Consider the following 19058-nt stretch of genomic DNA (forward strand, 5'->3'; position numbering starts at 1 on the left):
CCTGCATCCAAATCCTTCCGTATAATCAGAGTTAACAAGGGCGCAAGAGAGAGGATGAACAGACATGAGTTTGGTTTCATTTCGAGATGTGGTCAAAAAATACGATACGAAGGTGACGGTCAATCATTTGTCGCTCGAAATAGGCGAAGGCGAAGTGTTCGGTTTGCTTGGTCCGAACGGAGCGGGCAAAAGCACGACGATCAACATGCTGGCCGGACTATTGAATGCCACCAGCGGAGACATTACCGTCGGCGGTTACTCGATCGGCAAGCAGCCGCTGGAGGTCAAGCGAAGAATCGGTCTCGTGCCGCAGGAGCTTGCGATCTACGAGACACTGACGGCCAAAGAAAACGTTACTTTCTTCGGAAAGCTGTATGGACTTAGAGGAAAGCTTCTTAAGGAGCGTGTGGCGGAGGCGCTGCAATTCGTCGGGTTGCTGGAGAAGGCGGGCGATCAGCCTCGGACGTTCTCCGGCGGCATGAAGCGGCGGCTGAACATCGCTTGCGCGATTATGCATCGGCCGAAGCTCATTATTATGGACGAACCGACGGTCGGCATCGACCCGCAGTCCAGAAATCATATTTTGGATTCGGTGCGCGAGCTTAATAAGCTGGGTTCGACCGTTATCTATACGAGTCATTACATGGAAGAGGTTGAAGCGATCTGCTCGCGCGTAGGGATTCTGGATAACGGCAAGCTCATTGCATGCGGAACGAAGGAGGAGCTGAAGCAGCAGGCTGGCCAAGACGAGAAGCTGATCTTCGAGATCGACCGCCAGCTGGGGCAAGCGATGGAAGAGCTGAAGCAGCATCCGGGCGTTCGCCAGATCGATGAGCAAAACAATGGAACGACATTAGAGGTGACGGTCAAGGAGTCGTCTTCGATGCTTCAGGATTTGCTGTTCATCCTTCAAAAACACGGCATTACGCTTCGGAAGCTGACGCGGGTCGAGCCGAATTTGGAATCGATGTTCCTGCAAATGACGGGTCGTACGCTGCGGGACGATTAGCGGAAATGCCGAATGCTCGGTTAACAAGCTTGGGAGGGAACGATAAATGCGGATTTGGTGGACAACGGCTTATTACGAGCTGCTTAAATACAGTCGCAAAAAATCATTGATTTTAATATTGATCGTATTGCCGCTTATTCTTATTTATATGCTCGGAAGTGCTTTCGATACGGAGATTAAGCCTGCGAAAGTGATCGTATACAACGGCGATCAGGGAGAGCTGCGGGCGAGCGTGGACGCCTTCTGGGAAAATGATGCCATCAAACCTTACGTTCGGCTTATTGTCGCGGAGGAGGAAGGAGACGTACAGCCGTCCGTGACGGAATCCGAGTCCGACTATGGCGTCGTCATTCCGACTGATTACTCCAGTCGTGTTCTAAGCGGCGAGAATGTATCGTGGAATACGTATTCAGGGAGGTACGCGGAGAAAAATTTGGCCGTGGAATCGGTCATCAACAGTTACTTAGCGGAGGTTAACAGAGAAGTGGCTGCGCAAGCCGTTCTTGGGCCGGAGGCAGGTAGCGGGCAAGCGGCATCCGGAGGAACGGGTTCGACCGAACCGTTCGTAAAGGTCGGCATGCTTGGCGTTGACAGCAACCAGATTTTCCACTCCGTATCGGCCATGCAATATTATGCGGCGACTTACTTGATCATGTTCCTTCTGTATGGCGGCATGCTGGCAGCCATCGAGCTGTTGAACCAACATAAGAACGGCACGCTGCAGCGCATGTTCACGTTGCCGCTATCTTTCGCCGGGCTTGTTCTCGGCATCATAACGGGCTCCTTCCTCGTTGCGGGGCTGCAGGCTGTTATTATTGTCGTATTCACGACTTACGCATACGGCGTCGACTGGGGCTCGAATTACGTTTGGCTATTTCTCATCAGCTTGCTCACAACGGCTATCGGAGCGGGCATCTCTATTATCATTGCCTCCTTCGCCAAGACGGTCAAGACAACGCAAACGGTATTCGGTATCGTGGCATTCACCATGACCTTTGTAAGCGGAGGAATGATCGCGGATATTGACGTCATCATCGGAGATGTCTCCAAGTGGACGATTAATCACTGGGCCAATGAGGGGCTCCGGGCGATTATGAACGGTTCAGGTTGGTCCGCTTTTAGCCAAGCGGTAACGATTCTGGCTATTATCGCGGTCGCACTATCCGCACTTGCCGTGATCAGATTGCCTAAGGTGGTGAAGCAGGATGCCTAGTATCCATATTGCTCTGCAGTTAATCAAACGGACAATGGGCTCAAGACGGGGGTTATTCCTCAACATGCTGCTTCCGGCTATCATATTATCCGTGTTGACGGGTCTGCTCGGCGCACAAGGCCAACAAGCCGTTATCGCTGTTGCGAATGCGGATGCCGGCGAGCTGGGCGCATACGTAAAAGAGGCTTTATCACGCGAAAAGCTGTATGATGTCCGCGATGTGACAGGGAGTACCGAGGAGGAAATCAAGCAGCAGGTGCTTGATGGAAAAGCGGATGCCGCCGTATTCATTCCGTCGGATTATACAGCCGCTTTGCTCGAGGGCAATCACGTTCCAGCCGTGATGTACCGGATGAATATTCAGCTTTGGAACGCCTCGCTGGCTACGACGCTGGAGGCAGAGACGAAGAAGCTGTCCGCGTCCGCCGCGATGGTTGTGGGTACGGTAGGAGTCGATAAGGAGGGGGTCATGCAGCTCCTCAAGGAACTATTGGCCGCGCAGGAGAAGCCGCTTGTCACGACGGAGCATGTCGGGACGAAGCTTGGGAATATTTTGTCCAGTCCGATTATGGTCGGTATTCTGCTCATGTTCGTCATGATGCTCGTCAGTCAATCCATCGGGTTCATCATGGAGGACAGAGAGCTTCGCACGATGGCGAGGATGTATACGGCGCCGGTCAGAGCGATCGACATCTCGCTCGGCAACTTTCTGGGCAGCATGGCCGTAGGGACGCTGCAGCTTCTCATCGTGCTAAGCTTGACGTACTTTGTGTTCCAATACGATCCTGGCGTCTCGTTCGGCTACATGCTGCTGGTGCTTGAGTTTTTCTTGCTGGCTGCCGTCGGTCTTACGTCGGCTATTGCCGGGCTGGTCAGAGACAGCCGGCAACTTACGCAAATTAATAACCTCGTCATCATGCCAAGCTGTATGGTCAGCGGTTGCTTCTTCCCCTTGTCGATGCTGCCGACGTTCATGCAGAAGCTGGCGAACTTTTTGCCGCAGAAATGGGCTCTTCAAGCGATCGACCGGCTCGGCGGCGGAGGAAGCGTTGCGGATATCGGCTTGCAGCTAGCCATTCTGGTCTTGTTCGCGGCCGTACTCATCGCCTTCGGTTCGGCGGTGCTTAGGCCGAGCAAGCAAAGTCTGTAGGCTGAAGCCGGAAGCGTCTTGACTTGTGGCAAGCGAATATTGTAAATTATTCAAAAGCTTATCTTACGATATCACAATAGCATTGACCAAGGTTATGCTGATCGGAACAACGTTCGCGACAGAGAGGAAGCCCATCGGTTGAAAGGCTTCCGCGAATGGCCGATAAGCTCCCTGCCTTGCGAGCTGCGGTGGCTGCCAGACGATCGTCATGGGAGCTTGTCGCCGGAATGTCAACATTCCGTTATTGAATGAAGAACTGCCGTTTTCTTGGGCGGTCAGAATTAGGGTGGTACCGCGAACGCATTCGTCCCTGACGAACGCGTTCTTTTTTTATGCTCAAAATCCACGAAAATCGGGGGAATTCTCATGCGTCAAAGTAAAATGCTAATGCCTACCTTACGTGAAGCGCCGACTGAGGCGGAGGCAGTCAGCCATCAACTGCTGCTGCGAGCCGGTCTTGTCAGACAGCTTGCCGCAGGCATCTACACGTACTTGCCGCTCGGACGCCGCGTACTGCGGAAGCTGGAGGGAATCGTACGCGAGGAAATGGATAAGGCTGGCGGGCAAGAGGTGCTCATGCCGGCGCTGCAGCCCGCGGAGCTTTGGCGGCAATCCGGTCGTTATGAGGTGTATGGACCGGAGCTTGTCAGGCTGAGAGATCGTCATGATCGGGAATTCGCGCTAGGTCCGACGCATGAAGAGGTTATTACGGCTCTCTTGCGCGGCGAGATCAGTTCGTATCGCCAATTGCCGGCGACGCTCTATCAGATCCAGACCAAATTCCGCGATGAGCAGCGTCCGCGTTACGGGCTACTGCGAGGCAGAGAGTTTTTGATGAAGGACGCTTATTCATTCGATGCGGATTGGGAAGGGCTTCATCGGAGCTACATGGCCATGTATGACGCCTATCACCGCATATTCACGCGCTGCGGTCTCAACTTCCGTGCGGTAGAGGCAGATGCGGGCTCCATTGGCGGCGAAGGGGGCACGCACGAGTTTATGGCTCTCGCCGATATTGGCGAGGATACGATTGCATCATGTACCTGCTGCAATTATGCGGCCAATCTGGAGAAGGCGGAGTACGGCATCGCACAAATGGATGCCGCAGTAGTTGAACCAGCAGCGCCTAAAAGGCTGCATACGCCAGGCATCAAAAAAATCGAGCAGCTTACGGAATCGCTTGGTCTTGACGCATCCGTATTCATTAAGACGCTTATCTTCGTAGCGGATGGCAATCCGGTAGCCATTCTCGTACGCGGAGATCACGAGGTGAACGAGATTAAGGTGAAGCAGTCACTGGCCGTTGACTCGCTTGCGCTCGCTGATCAAGAGACTACCGAACGGGTAACAGGCGCGCCTACAGGCTTTACGGGCCCAGTCGGACTGGCGATCCCGGTCTATGCTGATATTGCGGTTACGCAAATGGAAACATCCATTGTCGGTGCTAACGAAGCGGATTATCACCTTGCCAATGTACAGCCGGGCGTTCATTTCAACAGCATGGCGAGCGGCGATTACCGCAATGCGGCGGAAGGCGACCGTTGTCCCCGTTGCGAAGAGGGGCGGCTTCAATTCCACCGAGGTATCGAAATCGGACATGTGTTCAAGCTGGGGACGAAATACAGCGAAGCGATGGAAGCCACTTTCCTCGATGCCTCAGGTAAGGCACAGTCTCTTATTATGGGCTGTTACGGCATTGGCGTGTCGAGGCTGCTCTCGGCCGTCATCGAGCAGCATGCCGATGGACAAGGCATTGCGTGGCCGGCTTCAATCGCGCCGTACCATGTTCATATCGTGCCTGTGTCGGCAAAGGATGACACTCAGATGGCGCTAGCCTCGCAGCTGGCAGAACGACTTACGGCTGCCGGCATTGAAGTGCTGCTCGACGATCGGGATGAGAGGCCGGGCGTTAAGTTCAAGGATGCCGATCTGATCGGCATTCCGCTGCGCTTGACGGTCGGCAGGCAGGCGGCGAACGGCATCGTCGAAGCGAAGCTTAGGACAGAAGCGGCGGCTAAGGAAGTGACGATCGAAGAAGCGCTTACAATGGCGTCGTTGCTGAATGCCGGTCAATAGTTGTACAGATGGGGGACAAACCGCTTAACATAGGCGGACTTGCCCCTTTTTTTTACAAACAGGCGCCCGATTCCATAAAATTAGTCAATAATCCAAGTTGCCATTACATAAGATGGAGTATAAGATATTGGTAAGAACAAATTATCAGATTATTTCGTCAACTATCATAAAGCAAGGGAGGGATTGCCGTGAACAAGAGCTATGAAGTCGAATATTGCAATCTAGAACTGCGATTTGACCGCCGGCAAATCCAAAATCTCATCCGTGATCTGATTCAGGAAGGGTACTCCTTATACTGGAGCGAGACGGAGGGCCAGTTTCTCGTATCCATCCGCACCGGCCGCAAGCTCGTCAAGCTTCGGTTTCAGCGAATGAAGAGTCGGTATAAAATTGTCGGAGATTATATCATTAAGGACGAAAAGTTGTCTGAGTTGATCGAGAAGCTGATTAATGACACGCGTGGACATGCGGTAGTGAAGCGAATCAAAGATCGTCAAATCGTCATTGAGAGCATTATGTTCGGTGAGATTATACGACTCGTGGAGGTGTCAGGTATGGAACATCGCATTATTTATCAAAAGAAGCCTTTCGTGACAATAGAGGAAATGATTAAAGCTTTCCAGTCGAAGAGAGCGGAAGAGCGAGCAATCGTCCTGCGCTACGAGCTTGATTACGAGCTGTCGATGTTGTTCGACGCGCTGCAGGACGGCAATGAGGAGGCGGCAAACGCATCGAAGGAGAAGCTGGCTGTTCTTCGAACAGAAATGCTGCAATTAGAGTTATAGACATGAAATTTTTTTTCATACTAAAATGCTAAACGATTGAATGCTGCTCCGATGAGGCACAGCGTTTGATCGTTTTTTTGTTGTGAGGCAAGCAAAGGACTAATGCCTGAAAGCCGCGTCACGCTTGACTTTTTGATTAAATATAAGAGAATCTTTCACGAGCGGTCAATTTTATTAATAACCAAAAGAAATTTTTTTTCATCCAAACGGTTTTCTTCTGCCAGCAAAAGGAGTAGAATAAAGTCATTGCAAAACAAATAAATAACAAAGGATGGACGAAACCAAATGTCGAAACAGCAAATTGGCGTAATTGGATTGGCAGTAATGGGCAAAAACTTGGCACTCAATATCGAGAGCAGAGGTTTCACGGTATCGGTGTTCAACCGTTCCCGCGAGAAAACAGACGATCTTGTACAAGAAGCAGCAGGCAAAAACCTCGTTCCTACTTATACGATCGAAGAGTTCGTTCAATCGCTTGAAGTACCGCGCAAAATCCTGATCATGGTTCAAGCAGGAGCAGGCACAGACGCAACAATCGACTCGCTCGTTCCGCACCTGGAGCAAGGCGACATTATTATAGACGGCGGCAACGCTTATTTCCCTGACACCGTTCGCCGCAGCAAAGACCTTGAAGCCAAAGGCTTCCGCTTCATCGGCACGGGCGTTTCCGGCGGCGAAGAAGGCGCTTTGAAAGGCCCTTCGATCATGCCGGGCGGTCAAAGATCCGCTTACGAGCTTGTAGAGCCAATCCTTACGGCTATCTCCGCGAAAGTCGGCGAAGACGCATGCTGCACATACATCGGACCAGACGGTGCCGGCCACTACGTGAAGATGGTTCATAACGGCATCGAGTATGGCGATATGCAACTGATCTGCGAAGCTTACGACTTGCTTAAGAACGTTCTTGACGTTAGCGCCGAAGAGCTCCACGAGATCTTCACGGAATGGAATAAAGGCGAGCTCGACAGCTATCTGATCGAGATTACGCGCGACATCTTCTCCAGATACGATGAAGAGACTGGCAAACCAATGGTAGACGTCATTCTTGACTCCGCTGGCCAGAAGGGTACTGGCAAATGGACAAGCCAAAGCTCGCTTGATCTTGGCGTACCTTTGTCGATTATTACAGAATCGGTATTCACACGCTTCCTGTCCGCTATGAAGGAAGAGCGCGTTGCAGCAAGCAAAGTGCTTAGCGGTCCTGCCAAGAAGCCTTTCACAGGCGACAGAGCGGCATTCATCGAATCCGTTCGCAAAGCATTGTTCGCATCCAAAATTTGCTCATACGCGCAAGGCTTCGCACAAATGCGCGCTGCTTCCGAAGAGTACGGCTGGGATCTTCGCTACGGCGACATCGCAATGATCTTCCGCGGCGGCTGCATCATCCGTGCTCGCTTCCTGCAAAACATCAAGGACGCATATGATCTTGATCCAGGCCTTCGCAACCTGCTCCTTGATCCTTACTTCAAGGAAATCGTCGAGTCGTACCAAGGCGCATGGCGTGAAGTTGTATCGATCGCAGTTGCTAACGGCGTACCGGTACCGGCTTTCGCAAGCGCGATCGCATACTTCGACAGCTACCGCACAGAACGTCTGCCAGCTAACCTGCTGCAAGCGCAACGCGACTACTTCGGAGCGCATACGTTCAAACGCATCGACAAAGAAGGCACGTTCCACTACAACTGGATTCAATCCTAATCGTCAGCGCCCGCGCGGCGATCGATTATCTTGCTTTGTTCGAGTTGATGCCGTATGAGGCTTCCCTGAGCCAATCGCGTAATCGATCGGCTTCTTGATCGCAGTAATGCTTGCGGTTAATGAGGGACATAGCCACTTCGGCAAAGTAATGAAAGTTCTGCAACAAGCGTGGCTGCGAGAGATCCATTAAGGCGGGATCCTCGTCAGCCACCTTTTTTTTGATATATTGAAGCATCCATACGACATCTGAGCGGCATAACGGATGGTCGGGATCCATTATGCGGTCGATATGCGATTCGGTTCGGTGCGGCGGAGGTAAATCCAGCTTGCTATTCATCTCTAGCTTCACTCCTGTCCGGAAGTTATGCATCTTTAACATCCATACGGCATATGCAACTTTTTTATACCCTAGTATTCAAAAAAAATGATATGATGTTGTGGAATATGTGCGAAGATACAATGGTTATAAAGGGTGGATCAGCTACAATGGAACGGCAGCTTGGCAACAAACTGATTTTGGTCGGCTTTATGGGGACGGGTAAATCAACCGTCAGCAAACTGCTCGCCGGCCGCCTAGAATGGGAACGCGTTGATGTCGACGAGCAGATCGTAAGCAGAGCAGGACAAGCGATTTCGGATATCTTCGCCGAGAGCGGGGAAGAGGGCTTCCGGGATATCGAGTCGGATGTGCTTGCGAGCATACTGGCAGATGAGGCTTCATCGGTTATAGCTACTGGCGGCGGAGCTGTGCTTCGCGAAGCGAATCGCAACCTGATGCTGGCATCGGGACTCGTCGTTGCGCTTAAGGCGGATGCTGCCCAGATTATTGACAGAGTGCAATCGGACGACGCTCGTCCGCTGCTTCAAGGAGATGCCGCAAGCCGGGTGAATACGCTGCTCGAGCAGCGGAAGCATGCGTATGATTTTGCGCATATCACCGTGGATACGACAAGCTTGACGGCAAACGAGGTTGTAGCCGTTATTATGGAACGTTGGGGCAACGGCAAGCAGCAGTAGAGGATACTATTATAGTAAAAGGAGATCATACGAACTATGGACGTGTTAGTGACACCTACTCCAAAGCTACAAGGGGAAATTCAAGCGCTTTCCTCCAAAAACTATACGACGCGCTACTTGCTGGTAGCCGCGCTTGCTGAAGGAACAAGCACGATTTATTATCCTGCGCATAGCGAGGACAGCGATGCGATGCGCCGCTGTATTCGCGATCTTGGCGCTATCGTGGAAGAGGATGACGAGAAAATCGTCATTACCGGCTTCGGCCGCAATCCGAAGCCTGCCGAGCAGCTTGATGTAGGCAATGCGGGAGCGGTGCTTCGTTTCTTGATGGCAATCGCGGCGCTATGCCCTGACGTTACGTTTATTAACCGTTACCCGGACTCGCTCGGCAAGCGTCCGCACGATGATCTGATCGAATCGCTGAGCTCGATGGGCGTTAAGATTGAGCATAACGAAGGCAAGCTGCCGATTCGCATTCAAGGCGGCAAGCCGAAGGGCGGCCACATTCAAGTATCCGGCAATATTAGCTCGCAGTTCCTTAGCGCGTTGCTATTCCTTACTCCATTGCTTGAGGAAGACAGCGAGATTGAAGTGCTTCATGACTTGAAGTCGAAAGTCGTTGTAGGCCAGACGCTGGAAGTGTTGGAGCAGGCAGGAATCGTTATCCATGCCGACGAGGACTACATGCGCTTCCGCGTTCCCGGCAATCAAAGCTATGCGGCGAAGACATACTCCGTGCAAGGCGACTACCCGGGCTCGGCTGCGATTCTGGCTGCTGCTGCGGTTACGGAATCCGACGTGATCGTACATCGTCTCGAAGAGCGCAGCAAGCAGGGCGAGCGCGCTGTCGTAGACGTACTTAAGATGATGGAGACGCCACTTACTCACGAGAACGGCATCGTTCACGTGAAGGGCAACGGCAAGCTGAAGGCCGTTGAATTCGATGGCGACCACGCAACCGACGCTGTGCTTGCGATGGTAGCGGCTGCCGTATTCGCAGAAGGCACATCGCGCTTCTATAATGTAGAGAACTTAAGATACAAGGAATGCGACCGCATAACGGACTACTTGAATGAGCTGCGTAAAGCAGGAGCGAACGTCGAGGAGCGCCAAGCGGAAATTATCGTGCACGGACGTCCCGAAGGCGTTGAGGGCGGCGTGGAGATTAATGCGCATTACGACCATCGCGTAATTATGGCGCTTACGATCGTAGGCTTGCGCTCGAAAGAGCCGATCCGCATTCGTGACGCGCATCATGTCGCTAAGTCTTATCCGATTTACTTCGACCATCTGAAGGCGCTTGGCGCGAACGTAGAATGGATCGAAGCGTAAAGGTCGCAAGAATTGGGTTATTCGAATCATACAGCAAATCAATAAGATGAATTGAGGTGCGGCAATGGCCTATCAACATCCGTCTCGCGAGGAAATCAAGTCGATTCTGAAGGGAAGCACAACAATTGCAGTTGTCGGGCTGTCTGATAAGCCTGACCGCGTATCGTATATGGTGTCCGAGGCGATGCAAGCCAAAGGGTATACGATTATTCCGGTGAACCCGAACGCGGAATCGATTCTCGGTCAGAGGAGCTATGCCAGTCTTAAAGAGATTCCCGTGCCCGTCGATATCGTGAACGTCTTCAGACGGAGCGAGCATACGCCTCCAGTGGCTGAAGAAGCCGTTGCGATCGGGGCGAAGACGTTGTGGCTGCAGCTGGGCATCGCAAGCGAGGAAGCAGCTTCCATTGCAGAAGCAGGCGGCCTGAATGTCATTATGGATCGTTGCATTAAGGTAGAGGATTCCATCCTTCTTCCAGGAGGCAAATAATAATACGGTACAGAGAGCTTTTTAACCGCACTTCGGTTAAAAAGCTTTTTTGTTGTGTCCTTACCGGACCGGCAGGTTAGACGAGCACGACGCTTTCCGCTATGCTTATAAAATAGAATAGTAATGCTGGGAGGGAATTGCCAGTGAGCGATACGATACTGATTGTAGAGGACGAGCGCCGGATCGCCCGTTTGCTGCAAATCGAGCTCGAAAGCGAAGGGTACGGGGTAAGACTTGCGCCAGATGGCGTAGAGGGCTGGGCAGAATATAAGGCAGGGGGAATCGCCCTCATTTTGCTCGATGTGATGCTTCCAGGGATTAGCGGAATTGACCTGCTGCAGCGTATTCGCGCTGTGGATGCAAACACTCCCGTCATTATGCTCACGGCCAAGAGCGCTTTATCGGATAAAGTAACCGGTCTTGATCTGGGCGCTAATGATTATATGACGAAGCCGTTCGAGATGGAGGAGTTGCTCGCCCGCATTCGCGCAGCCTTGCGCAAAGCTGCCGGGCAAGTCACGGGGGACCAGCAGCCCGGCCAGTGGATGACGGCGTCCGATCTCCGGTTGAACGAAAGCACGCGCGAGGTGGAGCGGGCCGGGCATCCGATTGCACTTACTCAGCGGGAGTTCGACCTGCTAGCCTATTTGCTTCGCAACAAAAAACTGGTCTTAAGCAGAGACCAGCTGCTCGCCGAGGTGTGGGGCTATGATTATGCGGGCAATACGAATGTCGTGGATGTTTATATCCGCTATGTACGCAAAAAAATAGACGAAGGCTTCGATACGGAGCTTATCCATACGGTGCGGGGCATCGGCTATAGCATTAAGGACGCGACATGAAGCTGCGCAGCAAAATACATCTGTATTCGTCGGTATTGTTCACGGTGCTGCTGCTGCTTGCCAATGCAACGGTATACACGATGTTCTCTTCCATGATGCTGGAGCGCGAGCTGAACAATCTCGCGGCGGAAACCCGCCAGGCGGCAACTGCATTACGTCAGGCAGACCACAATGCTGCATTAGTGGAGCTGCTTCGCGCTTACGTGCCGCTTAACGGCATGCTTAGGTGGGTGCCTGAAGGGGCGGACGGCGGCGGAACGCTCGTTACTTCAGCTTCGGAAACAGATTTAAGCGGCCAAGCGGCCGTATATTCCAGCGAGCAGAAGCAGCATCGAGTGAATATCGCGGGCAAAAGCTACGGCTTCGTTTCCATTCCGGTTATCGGAGGGGATGGGGCGGTTGCGAACGTGCAGGCGACGGCGAGTCTCGAGGAGCTTAAGGAGCTGCTGCGGATATTGCGGCTTGTGCTGATCAGCGTTTCGGCAGCGGTGCTGATACCTGTGCTCGTTTCCAGCGTCGTATTAGGCAAGGTGCTGATGCGTCCTATTTCTGCTATGACGAGAACAATGCGTCAAATTGCCCGAAGCGGCGAGTTCGTCAAGCTGAAGCAGCAGGGACGCTCCCGCGACGAGCTCGTGGAAATGGGAGAAACGTTCAATGAGATGATCGGACTGCTGGAGGAAAGCTTCGCGAAGCAGGAGCAATTCGTGTCTAACGCTTCGCACGAGCTGAAGACGCCGTTAACGATTATCGAAAGCTACGCCAGTCTGCTCAAGCGAAGAGGACTTGATCGGCCGGAGCTGTTCGAGGAATCGATTGAAGCGATCCATTCCGAAGCCGTACGAATGAAAGGGATGACGGAACAGCTGCTGCTGCTCGCGACGTCCCGGCGGGAGTGGAAGGTGGAACGGGAGCCGCTGGAACTGCTGCCGTTCGCCGAGCAGACCGCCGAGTTTTTCCGCAGCGCATATAAGCGCGATGTCCGGGTGGCAGCGCTGGATCTTGCTGGCGTGACGGTTAGCACGGATCAAGACATGCTTAAGCAGATTCTTTTCATTTTGTTGGACAACGCTCGCAAATACAGCAGCGAGATGATTCAAATTGAGGTGGGACGCGTGCAGAATGCCGGGTATATACGAGTGAGGGATCATGGAATCGGGATTCCGGCAGAAGATCTCAAGCAAGTATTCGAGCGCTTCTATCGCGTCGATAAAGCCCGCAGCCGGGATCAGGAGCCGGTGGGCGGCGCAGGGCTCGGCTTGTCGCTTGGCAGGGAGCTTGCGCACGCCATTAGCGCCGAGCTTGTGCTGGAAAGCGTGCCTAACATTGGCACGACGGCAACAATCGTCATTCCTATCGAGGCGTCAGCCGGTCGTTCTCAGTAAAATGTAAGAAAAGGGAGCTAGAATAGACGGTATAAAGGAACGACTGGAGGGATGGATTGCATGAATTACGCAAAATGGCGGCTCGGTGCAGCGGCAGCAACCGTCATCGTTATTGTTGCCGCTGCAGCGATTTATTTGGTGGTCCGGGCCGATAGCTCGCCCGAACTTACGCTAGCTGCGGCCGAGGAGGAGGTACTCGGACAATATTCGGGTGAGATCGTTGGAAGCAAACCGTTAGGCGAAGGGTACGCGATCCAGCTCCGATCAACGCAAGGTTTGTATGAGCTGACAGTCGAACCGGCGGGTATTGCCGCTATTCGAACGTTGGAACGCTACGGCATTGAAGAGGGGGGCGCGTCTCCGGAACCGGGTTCGCCCGAACCGTCGCTGTCGCCTCCGCCAACGGCGACGCCTAAGCCGACTCCTCCTCCTCCTGCAAGCAGTCCGTCAACCAATCCGTCCATTCTGATTACCGAGCAGAAGGCAACCGAGCTGGCTCTGGGCAAAATTGCTGGCAGGGTCAAGGATATCGACATGGAGCAAGAGGGCGGAAAGTGGTACTATTTCGTGGAAATCGAAAGCAAAGACGGACGTGAAGCGGACGTACAGCTGAATGCCGCTTCCGGTAAGGTCGTATCTGTAACTTGGGACGACGATGACGATTAGCTTTATCATCAAACTCTAATGTTTCTGTAATGGTTCTCTTAGATTGCGGGTGTAAGTTATAGATGTAGCAGCAAGAGCCGGCAACGGTTCGCAATCAGAGAATGGTGAAGGAGATGTTAGAGTATGATGAAGAGAAAAATCTGGATGATCGGATTGGGACTTATCGTGGCGCTAGGAGGGGCGAGCGCGGCCGTGGCGGCCGAAGGGGCAACTTCCTATATCGGCAAGACCAAAGCGAAGCAAATCGCTTTAAAAGCAGCTCCAGGAACCGTGACGGATATTGAATTGGAGCGTGAACGCAACACGGTGTACTACGAGGTGGACATCAACCGCAAGGACACCTTCCAGGAAGTGGATGTCCACGTAGATGCGGCAACCGGTAAAGTGCTGAAGGTTAAAAACGATGACGATGATGCTCCGCGTGCTACGGCTGCACCAACAACGTCGCCGACAACAACACCGTCAACAGCACCGACAACAGCACCGACAACAGCACCGACAACAGCACCGACAACGTCGCCGACAACAGCACCGACAAGTGCTCCGTCAGCCGAATCGGCATCCATGACGATTACGAAAGAACAAGCCGGCAAGCTGGCTCAGCAGAAGGTGAAAGGCGAAGTCATCCGGGTGGAGACAGATTGGGATGACGGCATCAAAAAATTCGAAGTCAAGCTAAGAACAGCTGCAGGAAGGGCAGAAGTGGACATTGCAGCAGCAACTGGCAAGGTACTGGATGTCGATTACGATAATGATGATGACGACAATGACGATGATAACGATTCTGATGATGACAAGCATGATGACGACGATCGTGATTAATCCCATGGATCAAGCGCGAGTGCCGAGGCTGGCGAAGCCTCAGGTGCTTGCGTTTTTTTTGACGTATAGGAAAGTATATGATTTTGCACATACTTTCTCTATACGTTTCGACGAAGCGTTGGCGTCCATAGATAGGACGCCGCTAGGCGATTCTTCTTAAAATATAGGATAGTATATGTTTTCACACTAAACTGACGCCTATATTTCTCCGGAATGAAACGCGCAACGCAGCCAAAAGACAGCGATAGCCGTTTCACCTTGCATCTTCGTTGTAGGAATGATTTCAAACAGCTAGACTAAAGATAGGAGGGTTTTGTTTTGACAAAACGGACGTATGCGCTTAACATCGTAATAGACATTTTGGTTCCATATCACAACAGACGCAAACGGTTAGGGGGTGCGTAATGATCTCCATTGGGAGCTTTCAACAGCTCGGCAGAGCGATCATGCTGCCGATGGTTGTGCTGCCTGCGGCAGCTATATTTTTAAGCTTAAGCACGCTGCCATGGGATATGGTTGGGATGCCCGGCATGTCCGGCTATTTGCAAGCGGCGAGCGAAGCTGTATTTATGTTTTTGCCTTACATATTTGCCGTCGGCATCGCGCTGGGCATGACTGGCAATGCGTTGTCGGCCGGTATGGCTGCCCTTGTAGGGATGTTTATTTACGAAGGGATTACGGGCTCCGTAGAAGCGCAGATTGAGCCGACCGTGCTCATCGGCACCCTTATAGGCGTGGCATCGGGTTTAAGCCATGCGCAGTTCAAAAATCTTAAGCTGCCTGAGTACATACAGTTTTTTGGCGGTCCTCGGTTCGTGCCGCTGTTCGTCAGCTTTATTTCGCTGCTATTCTCAATAGGAATGGTCGGTGTAGCTCCTTATTTGCAGCAGTTACTGATTGATCTTGGCGACATCGTTGCCTCAGGCGGCGGATTCGGCGTGTTCCTGTACGGATTCGTTCATCGGATACTCGTCGTATTCGGCCTGCATCATCTCGTCAGCCATGTGTTCTGGTTCCAAATTGGCGGCTATGAGACAGCAACAGGCGAGATGGTCTTCGGCGATCTTCCGCGTTTCTTCGCAGGCGATCCAACGGCGGGTTCATTCATGGCGGGTATGTACCCTACGATGATGTTCGCATTGCCTGCGATTGCGTTTGCGATTATTCATGAAGCGCGCGAGGATTTGAAGCCGAAAATCCGCAAAACGTTTATGTATGCGGCACTGTCTTCCTTCTTGACCGGGGTTACCGAGCCTGTCGAATTCGCTTTCTTATTCGTAGCACCGTACTTGTACGTCGTTCATGCGATTCTGTCGGGCGTTATTATGTGGGTAACGTATGAGCTAGGCATTAAACACGGCTTTTCGTTCTCGGGCGGCGCGATCGATTACCTTATTAATGAACATTTGGCTACGCGCGGGTGGCTGCTCATTCCGATTGGCATCGTCGTTGGTTTGGTTTATTACTTTCTGTTCCGCTGGGCGATTCGGAGATTCCGCATTCCAACGCCGGGACGCGAGGAAGGGTCGCAGCTCGACGAATGGGCAGGCGATATTCCTTACCGCGCGCCGCTCATTCTCCAAGCGATCGGCGGCAAGCAGAATATCGTGCAAATGGAGTCCTGCATTACTCGACTGCGGCTTAAAGTATCAAACGAGAGGCTAATAGATACGAACGCACTGCGCAATCTCGGCGCGGCAGGCGTTATCAAGCTTGGCGGCGGGCATGTTCAAGTCGTCTTCGGGACCTATTCCGAGCTTATACGCGAGGAAATGAACAAGACGATCCAGCGCGATCAGGCGCAAATCTTGTTTAATTCCCCGATGCAGGGCAGAATGATTCCGCTCGAGGAAGTGCCCGATCCCATCTTCGCCGGCAAGCTTGTCGGACAAGGGGTGGCCTTCATTCCCGACCGAGGGGAGCTCGTATCGCCGGTCAAAGGTGTCGTCATTCACATTTATCCGACGATGCACGCCATAGGCATCAAGACAGGGGAAGGACTTGAGGTGCTGCTTCATATCGGTATCGATACGTCGAAGCTTGCTGGCAAGTCGTACTTCAACGCTGTCGTGAAAGAAGGGGACGAGGTTACGCCGGGCATGCTGCTTATCCGCTTCGATCTGCAGCGCGTTAAGAAGGAGAGCAAGTCGCTTGCGACTCCAATGGTCATTACGAACTCCGATCTCGTACACTCCTGGCGCTTTGCGCCGTTCAAAGCGGTGAAGAAAGGTCAGTCTTCGGTGATGTCGGTTGTACTTAAAGAGAGAAATGGTGGAGGGGAAGCACAATGATTCAAGGAATAGGAGCGTCAGCAGGCATTGCGATCGGGAGAGCGTTCGTGCTGCCTAATTGGGAGTGGGAGCTTCCGGAGCAAAAAATTGACGTTGCCGATTTTGCGCGGGAGTTCGAGCGTGTATATGAAGGCATTCGGACGTCCAAAGTCGAAATCGAGCAAATCAAGGATGAACTTCGAGAGGTTGTCGGTTCGGAGGAGACGCATATATTTGACGCGCATCTCGCTATTTTGGACGATCCTGTATTCATGAATGAAATTCAAGGCATCATCCAGCGCCAATACAAGGCGGCTGAAGTTGCTGTGAAGGAAGCGATCGATCATTTCGTAACGATGTTCGATCTGCTGGACGATGAATATATGAAGGAACGCGCGCTGGACATTAAGGATGTCGGCAACCGGCTGCTCAAGCACTTGCTGGGCGCTCCGGAAATTACGCTTCCTTCCGACACGCAGCCATTTATTCTTATAGCGAAGGAGCTGTCCCCTTCACAGCTCGCTCATATTAATCCACAGCATGTGCTTGGCATTGTGACGCTGCAAGGCAGCACGACTTCCCATTCTGCCATAATGGCGCGAGCGCTAGGCGTTCCGCTAGTCGTTGGCGTCGAGATCTCCTTAGAGGAGCCGCTTCAGACCGGTCAGACAATCATAATCGACGGTAGTGACGGCAAAGTATTCATGGAGCCGACGCAACAAATTATTGAGACATACACCCAGCTGCACAGCCGGCAGAAAGAAGCGAAGAAGAAGCTTCATAACATTGCCGGCTATCGCCCGATGACGCCGGACGGCAAGACGCTGGAGCTTGCTGCTAACATCAGCTCCCTCAAGGAGCTGGAGATTGCGATGGCAAGCGGGGCGCATGGCGTTGGTTTGTTCCGAACCGAATTTCTATACATGGACCGCAATCGATTCCCAAGAGAAGATGAGCAGTTCGACGTATATAAAGGTGTAGCCGAGAAGTTGGCAGGAGATGCGCTCGTCATTCGAACGCTCGATATCGGGGGTGACAAGCAACTTGATTATTTCGAGCTTCCGGAAGAGGATAATCCGTTCCTTGGCTATCGTGCGATTCGCATATCGCTTGATCGGCAGGACTTGTTCAAGACGCAGCTTCGAGCGATTCTTCGAGCCAGCCATTACGGTCAGGTGAAGCTGATGTACCCGCTTATTTCCTCGGTCGACGAAGTACGAGCGGCGAATGCCATACTGGAACAAGCGAAGCGGGAGCTGGAACAGGAAGGCATCCCATACGATAAAGAAATTAAGATCGGCATTATGATTGAGGTTCCTGCAGCGGTCATGATAGCCGACATGCTCGCGAAGGAAGTTGACTTCTTCAGCATCGGAACGAATGATCTCGTTCAATTCACGCTAGCGGTCGATCGGATGAACGAGGAAATTTCACATCTGTATGAGCCGTTCCATCCTGCGCTGCTTCGAATGCTGATGTTGACCGTAGACGCGGCAAAGCGCAATGGAATCAAAGTAGGCGTATGCGGTGAGCTGGCGGGGGATTTGCGGGCGCTGCCGATATGGCTAAGCCTAGATGTCGAGGAGCTGAGCATGTCCTCGCACTCGATCTTGCCTGTGAAGGAAAGACTGCTAAGCACGACGCAGAATGAGAGTCGCGAGGTGCTCCATCAGGTGCTGGAATGCCGAACAAGCAATGAGATTATTGATGTGCTGACTCGTTTCATGGAACGTGTGGACGTAAAGACAGCGAATGGTTAACCCATTCGCTGCTCTAATGCGTCTACGAAAGCTTTGGCGTATTCCGGCAGATCCGGCGGACGTCTGGCCGATATGAGATTGCCATCGACAACGACGGCTTCATCGTACCAGGTCGCGCCTGCGTTCTCCATATCGTCGCGAATGCCCGGAGTCGACGTAACTTTGCGTCCTTCAAGTATTTTGGCAGAGATGAGCACCCAGCCGGCGTGGCAGATTTGTCCGATCGGCTTATTTTGCGCATTTAGCTCCTGTACAAGCTGGAGCACCTTCGGATAACGGCGGAGCTTATCCGGCGCCCACCCGCCAGGAACGAGCAAGCCGATGATATCTTCGCTGCTCACCTCATCGAATGAGAGGTCGGCAACAGCGGGAACGCCATACTTGCCAATATGCTTCTTGCCTTTCTCGGGTCCAGCATAGAGCACCGTTGCTCCGGCTTCACGGGCGCGATATACCGGATACCACAATTCCAAATCTTCAAATTCATCATCCAGCAAGCAAATGACTGTCTTATTATGTAAGGACATTTCGATTTTCCCCTCC

The 19058-nt window shown here is 52.6% G+C and carries 17 protein-coding genes; 15 read left to right on the forward strand and 2 right to left on the reverse strand.

From position 1 onward, the window contains the following. Positions 1 to 64 precede the first annotated feature (64 nt). The 6 genes from AC0YN0_RS06065 (at position 65) to gndA (ending at position 7931) form a co-directional block, all read left to right on the forward strand. Complete coding sequence (locus AC0YN0_RS06065; RefSeq protein WP_475820442.1) at positions 65 to 1009, forward strand: ABC transporter ATP-binding protein; 945 nt, start codon at positions 65 to 67, stop codon at positions 1007 to 1009. Between the two features lie 46 nt (positions 1010 to 1055). Continuing rightward, positions 1056 to 2222, forward strand: coding sequence for an ABC transporter permease (locus AC0YN0_RS06070; RefSeq protein ID WP_475820443.1), 1167 nt, complete (start codon positions 1056 to 1058; stop codon positions 2220 to 2222). Further along, complete coding sequence (locus tag AC0YN0_RS06075; protein ID WP_475820444.1) at positions 2215 to 3372, forward strand: ABC transporter permease; 1158 nt, start codon at positions 2215 to 2217, stop codon at positions 3370 to 3372. The genes AC0YN0_RS06070 and AC0YN0_RS06075 overlap by 8 nt, the downstream gene beginning before the upstream one ends. 366 nt (positions 3373 to 3738) lie before the next feature. Beyond that, positions 3739 to 5448, forward strand: a complete 1710-nt coding sequence (locus tag AC0YN0_RS06080) for a proline--tRNA ligase (RefSeq protein ID WP_475820445.1) — start codon at positions 3739 to 3741, stop codon at positions 5446 to 5448. A gap of 188 nt (positions 5449 to 5636) precedes the next feature. Beyond that, positions 5637 to 6233 (forward strand): hypothetical protein, encoded by a 597-nt coding sequence (locus AC0YN0_RS06085; protein WP_307203870.1) that lies wholly within the window; start codon positions 5637 to 5639, stop codon positions 6231 to 6233. A 285-nt stretch (positions 6234 to 6518) separates the two neighbouring features. Next, on the forward strand, positions 6519 to 7931 hold the full coding sequence (gene gndA / locus AC0YN0_RS06090; RefSeq protein ID WP_475820446.1) for an NADP-dependent phosphogluconate dehydrogenase: 1413 nt from the start codon (positions 6519 to 6521) through the stop codon (positions 7929 to 7931). Positions 7932 to 7956: 25 nt separating this feature from the next. Here gndA and AC0YN0_RS06095 read toward each other — a convergent pair whose 3' ends face one another. Then, complete coding sequence (locus AC0YN0_RS06095) at positions 7957 to 8268, reverse strand: hypothetical protein (RefSeq protein WP_442051188.1); 312 nt, start codon at positions 8266 to 8268, stop codon at positions 7957 to 7959. 149 nt (positions 8269 to 8417) lie between these two features. Here AC0YN0_RS06095 and AC0YN0_RS06100 point away from each other — a divergent pair, with 149 nt between their 5' ends. From AC0YN0_RS06100 to ptsP, 9 genes are all read left to right on the forward strand, one after another. Continuing rightward, positions 8418 to 8948, forward strand: coding sequence for a shikimate kinase (locus AC0YN0_RS06100; protein ID WP_475820447.1), 531 nt, complete (start codon positions 8418 to 8420; stop codon positions 8946 to 8948). Between the two features lie 36 nt (positions 8949 to 8984). Next, a complete protein-coding gene (gene aroA, locus AC0YN0_RS06105; protein WP_475820448.1) occupies positions 8985 to 10280 on the forward strand; it encodes a 3-phosphoshikimate 1-carboxyvinyltransferase in 1296 nt (431 codons plus the stop codon). Positions 10281 to 10344: 64 nt separating this feature from the next. Continuing rightward, on the forward strand, positions 10345 to 10770 hold the full coding sequence (locus AC0YN0_RS06110) for a CoA-binding protein (RefSeq protein ID WP_475820449.1): 426 nt from the start codon (positions 10345 to 10347) through the stop codon (positions 10768 to 10770). A gap of 143 nt (positions 10771 to 10913) precedes the next feature. Then, positions 10914 to 11612, forward strand: a complete 699-nt coding sequence (locus AC0YN0_RS06115) for a response regulator transcription factor (RefSeq protein ID WP_475820450.1) — start codon at positions 10914 to 10916, stop codon at positions 11610 to 11612. After that, entirely contained in the window at positions 11609 to 12997 is a 1389-nt protein-coding gene (locus AC0YN0_RS06120; protein WP_475820451.1) for an ATP-binding protein, read from the forward strand. Before AC0YN0_RS06115 ends, AC0YN0_RS06120 begins: the two co-directional genes overlap by 4 nt. 60 nt (positions 12998 to 13057) lie before the next feature. After that, entirely contained in the window at positions 13058 to 13663 is a 606-nt protein-coding gene (locus AC0YN0_RS06125; protein WP_475820452.1) for a PepSY domain-containing protein, read from the forward strand. A gap of 123 nt (positions 13664 to 13786) precedes the next feature. Next, positions 13787 to 14485 (forward strand): PepSY domain-containing protein, encoded by a 699-nt coding sequence (locus AC0YN0_RS06130; RefSeq protein ID WP_475820453.1) that lies wholly within the window; start codon positions 13787 to 13789, stop codon positions 14483 to 14485. A gap of 404 nt (positions 14486 to 14889) precedes the next feature. Then, a complete protein-coding gene (locus AC0YN0_RS06135; protein ID WP_475820454.1) occupies positions 14890 to 16776 on the forward strand; it encodes a glucose PTS transporter subunit IIA in 1887 nt (628 codons plus the stop codon). Further along, the gene (gene ptsP / locus AC0YN0_RS06140) at positions 16773 to 18515 is read left to right on the forward strand and encodes a phosphoenolpyruvate--protein phosphotransferase (protein WP_475820455.1); all 1743 of its coding nucleotides are present in this window, start codon (positions 16773 to 16775) and stop codon (positions 18513 to 18515) included. The genes AC0YN0_RS06135 and ptsP overlap by 4 nt, the downstream gene beginning before the upstream one ends. Here the strand turns inward: ptsP and AC0YN0_RS06145 are convergent. Continuing rightward, positions 18512 to 19042, reverse strand: coding sequence for a type 1 glutamine amidotransferase domain-containing protein (locus AC0YN0_RS06145; RefSeq protein WP_475820456.1), 531 nt, complete (start codon positions 19040 to 19042; stop codon positions 18512 to 18514). The genes ptsP and AC0YN0_RS06145 overlap by 4 nt on opposite strands. Positions 19043 to 19058 lie beyond the last annotated feature (16 nt).

It is taken from the genome of Paenibacillus sp. J22P218, from assembly GCF_056269195.1.

What these genes read in the sequence shown, in the direction of transcription:
- AC0YN0_RS06145 (WP_475820456.1), bottom strand. Translation starts at nt 19,042, where the DNA reads ATGTCCTTACATAATAAGACAGTCATTTGCTTGCTGGATGATGAATTT.
- AC0YN0_RS06125 (WP_475820452.1), top strand. Translation starts at nt 13,058, where the DNA reads ATGAATTACGCAAAATGGCGGCTCGGTGCAGCGGCAGCAACCGTCATC.
- gndA (WP_475820446.1), top strand. Translation starts at nt 6,519, where the DNA reads ATGTCGAAACAGCAAATTGGCGTAATTGGATTGGCAGTAATGGGCAAA.
- AC0YN0_RS06095 (WP_442051188.1), bottom strand. Translation starts at nt 8,268, where the DNA reads ATGAATAGCAAGCTGGATTTACCTCCGCCGCACCGAACCGAATCGCAT.
- ptsP (WP_475820455.1), top strand. Translation starts at nt 16,773, where the DNA reads ATGATTCAAGGAATAGGAGCGTCAGCAGGCATTGCGATCGGGAGAGCG.
- AC0YN0_RS06070 (WP_475820443.1), top strand. Translation starts at nt 1,056, where the DNA reads ATGCGGATTTGGTGGACAACGGCTTATTACGAGCTGCTTAAATACAGT.
- AC0YN0_RS06100 (WP_475820447.1), top strand. Translation starts at nt 8,418, where the DNA reads ATGGAACGGCAGCTTGGCAACAAACTGATTTTGGTCGGCTTTATGGGG.
- AC0YN0_RS06110 (WP_475820449.1), top strand. Translation starts at nt 10,345, where the DNA reads ATGGCCTATCAACATCCGTCTCGCGAGGAAATCAAGTCGATTCTGAAG.
- aroA (WP_475820448.1), top strand. Translation starts at nt 8,985, where the DNA reads ATGGACGTGTTAGTGACACCTACTCCAAAGCTACAAGGGGAAATTCAA.
- AC0YN0_RS06075 (WP_475820444.1), top strand. Translation starts at nt 2,215, where the DNA reads ATGCCTAGTATCCATATTGCTCTGCAGTTAATCAAACGGACAATGGGC.
- AC0YN0_RS06065 (WP_475820442.1), top strand. Translation starts at nt 65, where the DNA reads ATGAGTTTGGTTTCATTTCGAGATGTGGTCAAAAAATACGATACGAAG.
- AC0YN0_RS06120 (WP_475820451.1), top strand. Translation starts at nt 11,609, where the DNA reads ATGAAGCTGCGCAGCAAAATACATCTGTATTCGTCGGTATTGTTCACG.
- AC0YN0_RS06080 (WP_475820445.1), top strand. Translation starts at nt 3,739, where the DNA reads ATGCGTCAAAGTAAAATGCTAATGCCTACCTTACGTGAAGCGCCGACT.
- AC0YN0_RS06135 (WP_475820454.1), top strand. Translation starts at nt 14,890, where the DNA reads ATGATCTCCATTGGGAGCTTTCAACAGCTCGGCAGAGCGATCATGCTG.
- AC0YN0_RS06130 (WP_475820453.1), top strand. Translation starts at nt 13,787, where the DNA reads ATGATGAAGAGAAAAATCTGGATGATCGGATTGGGACTTATCGTGGCG.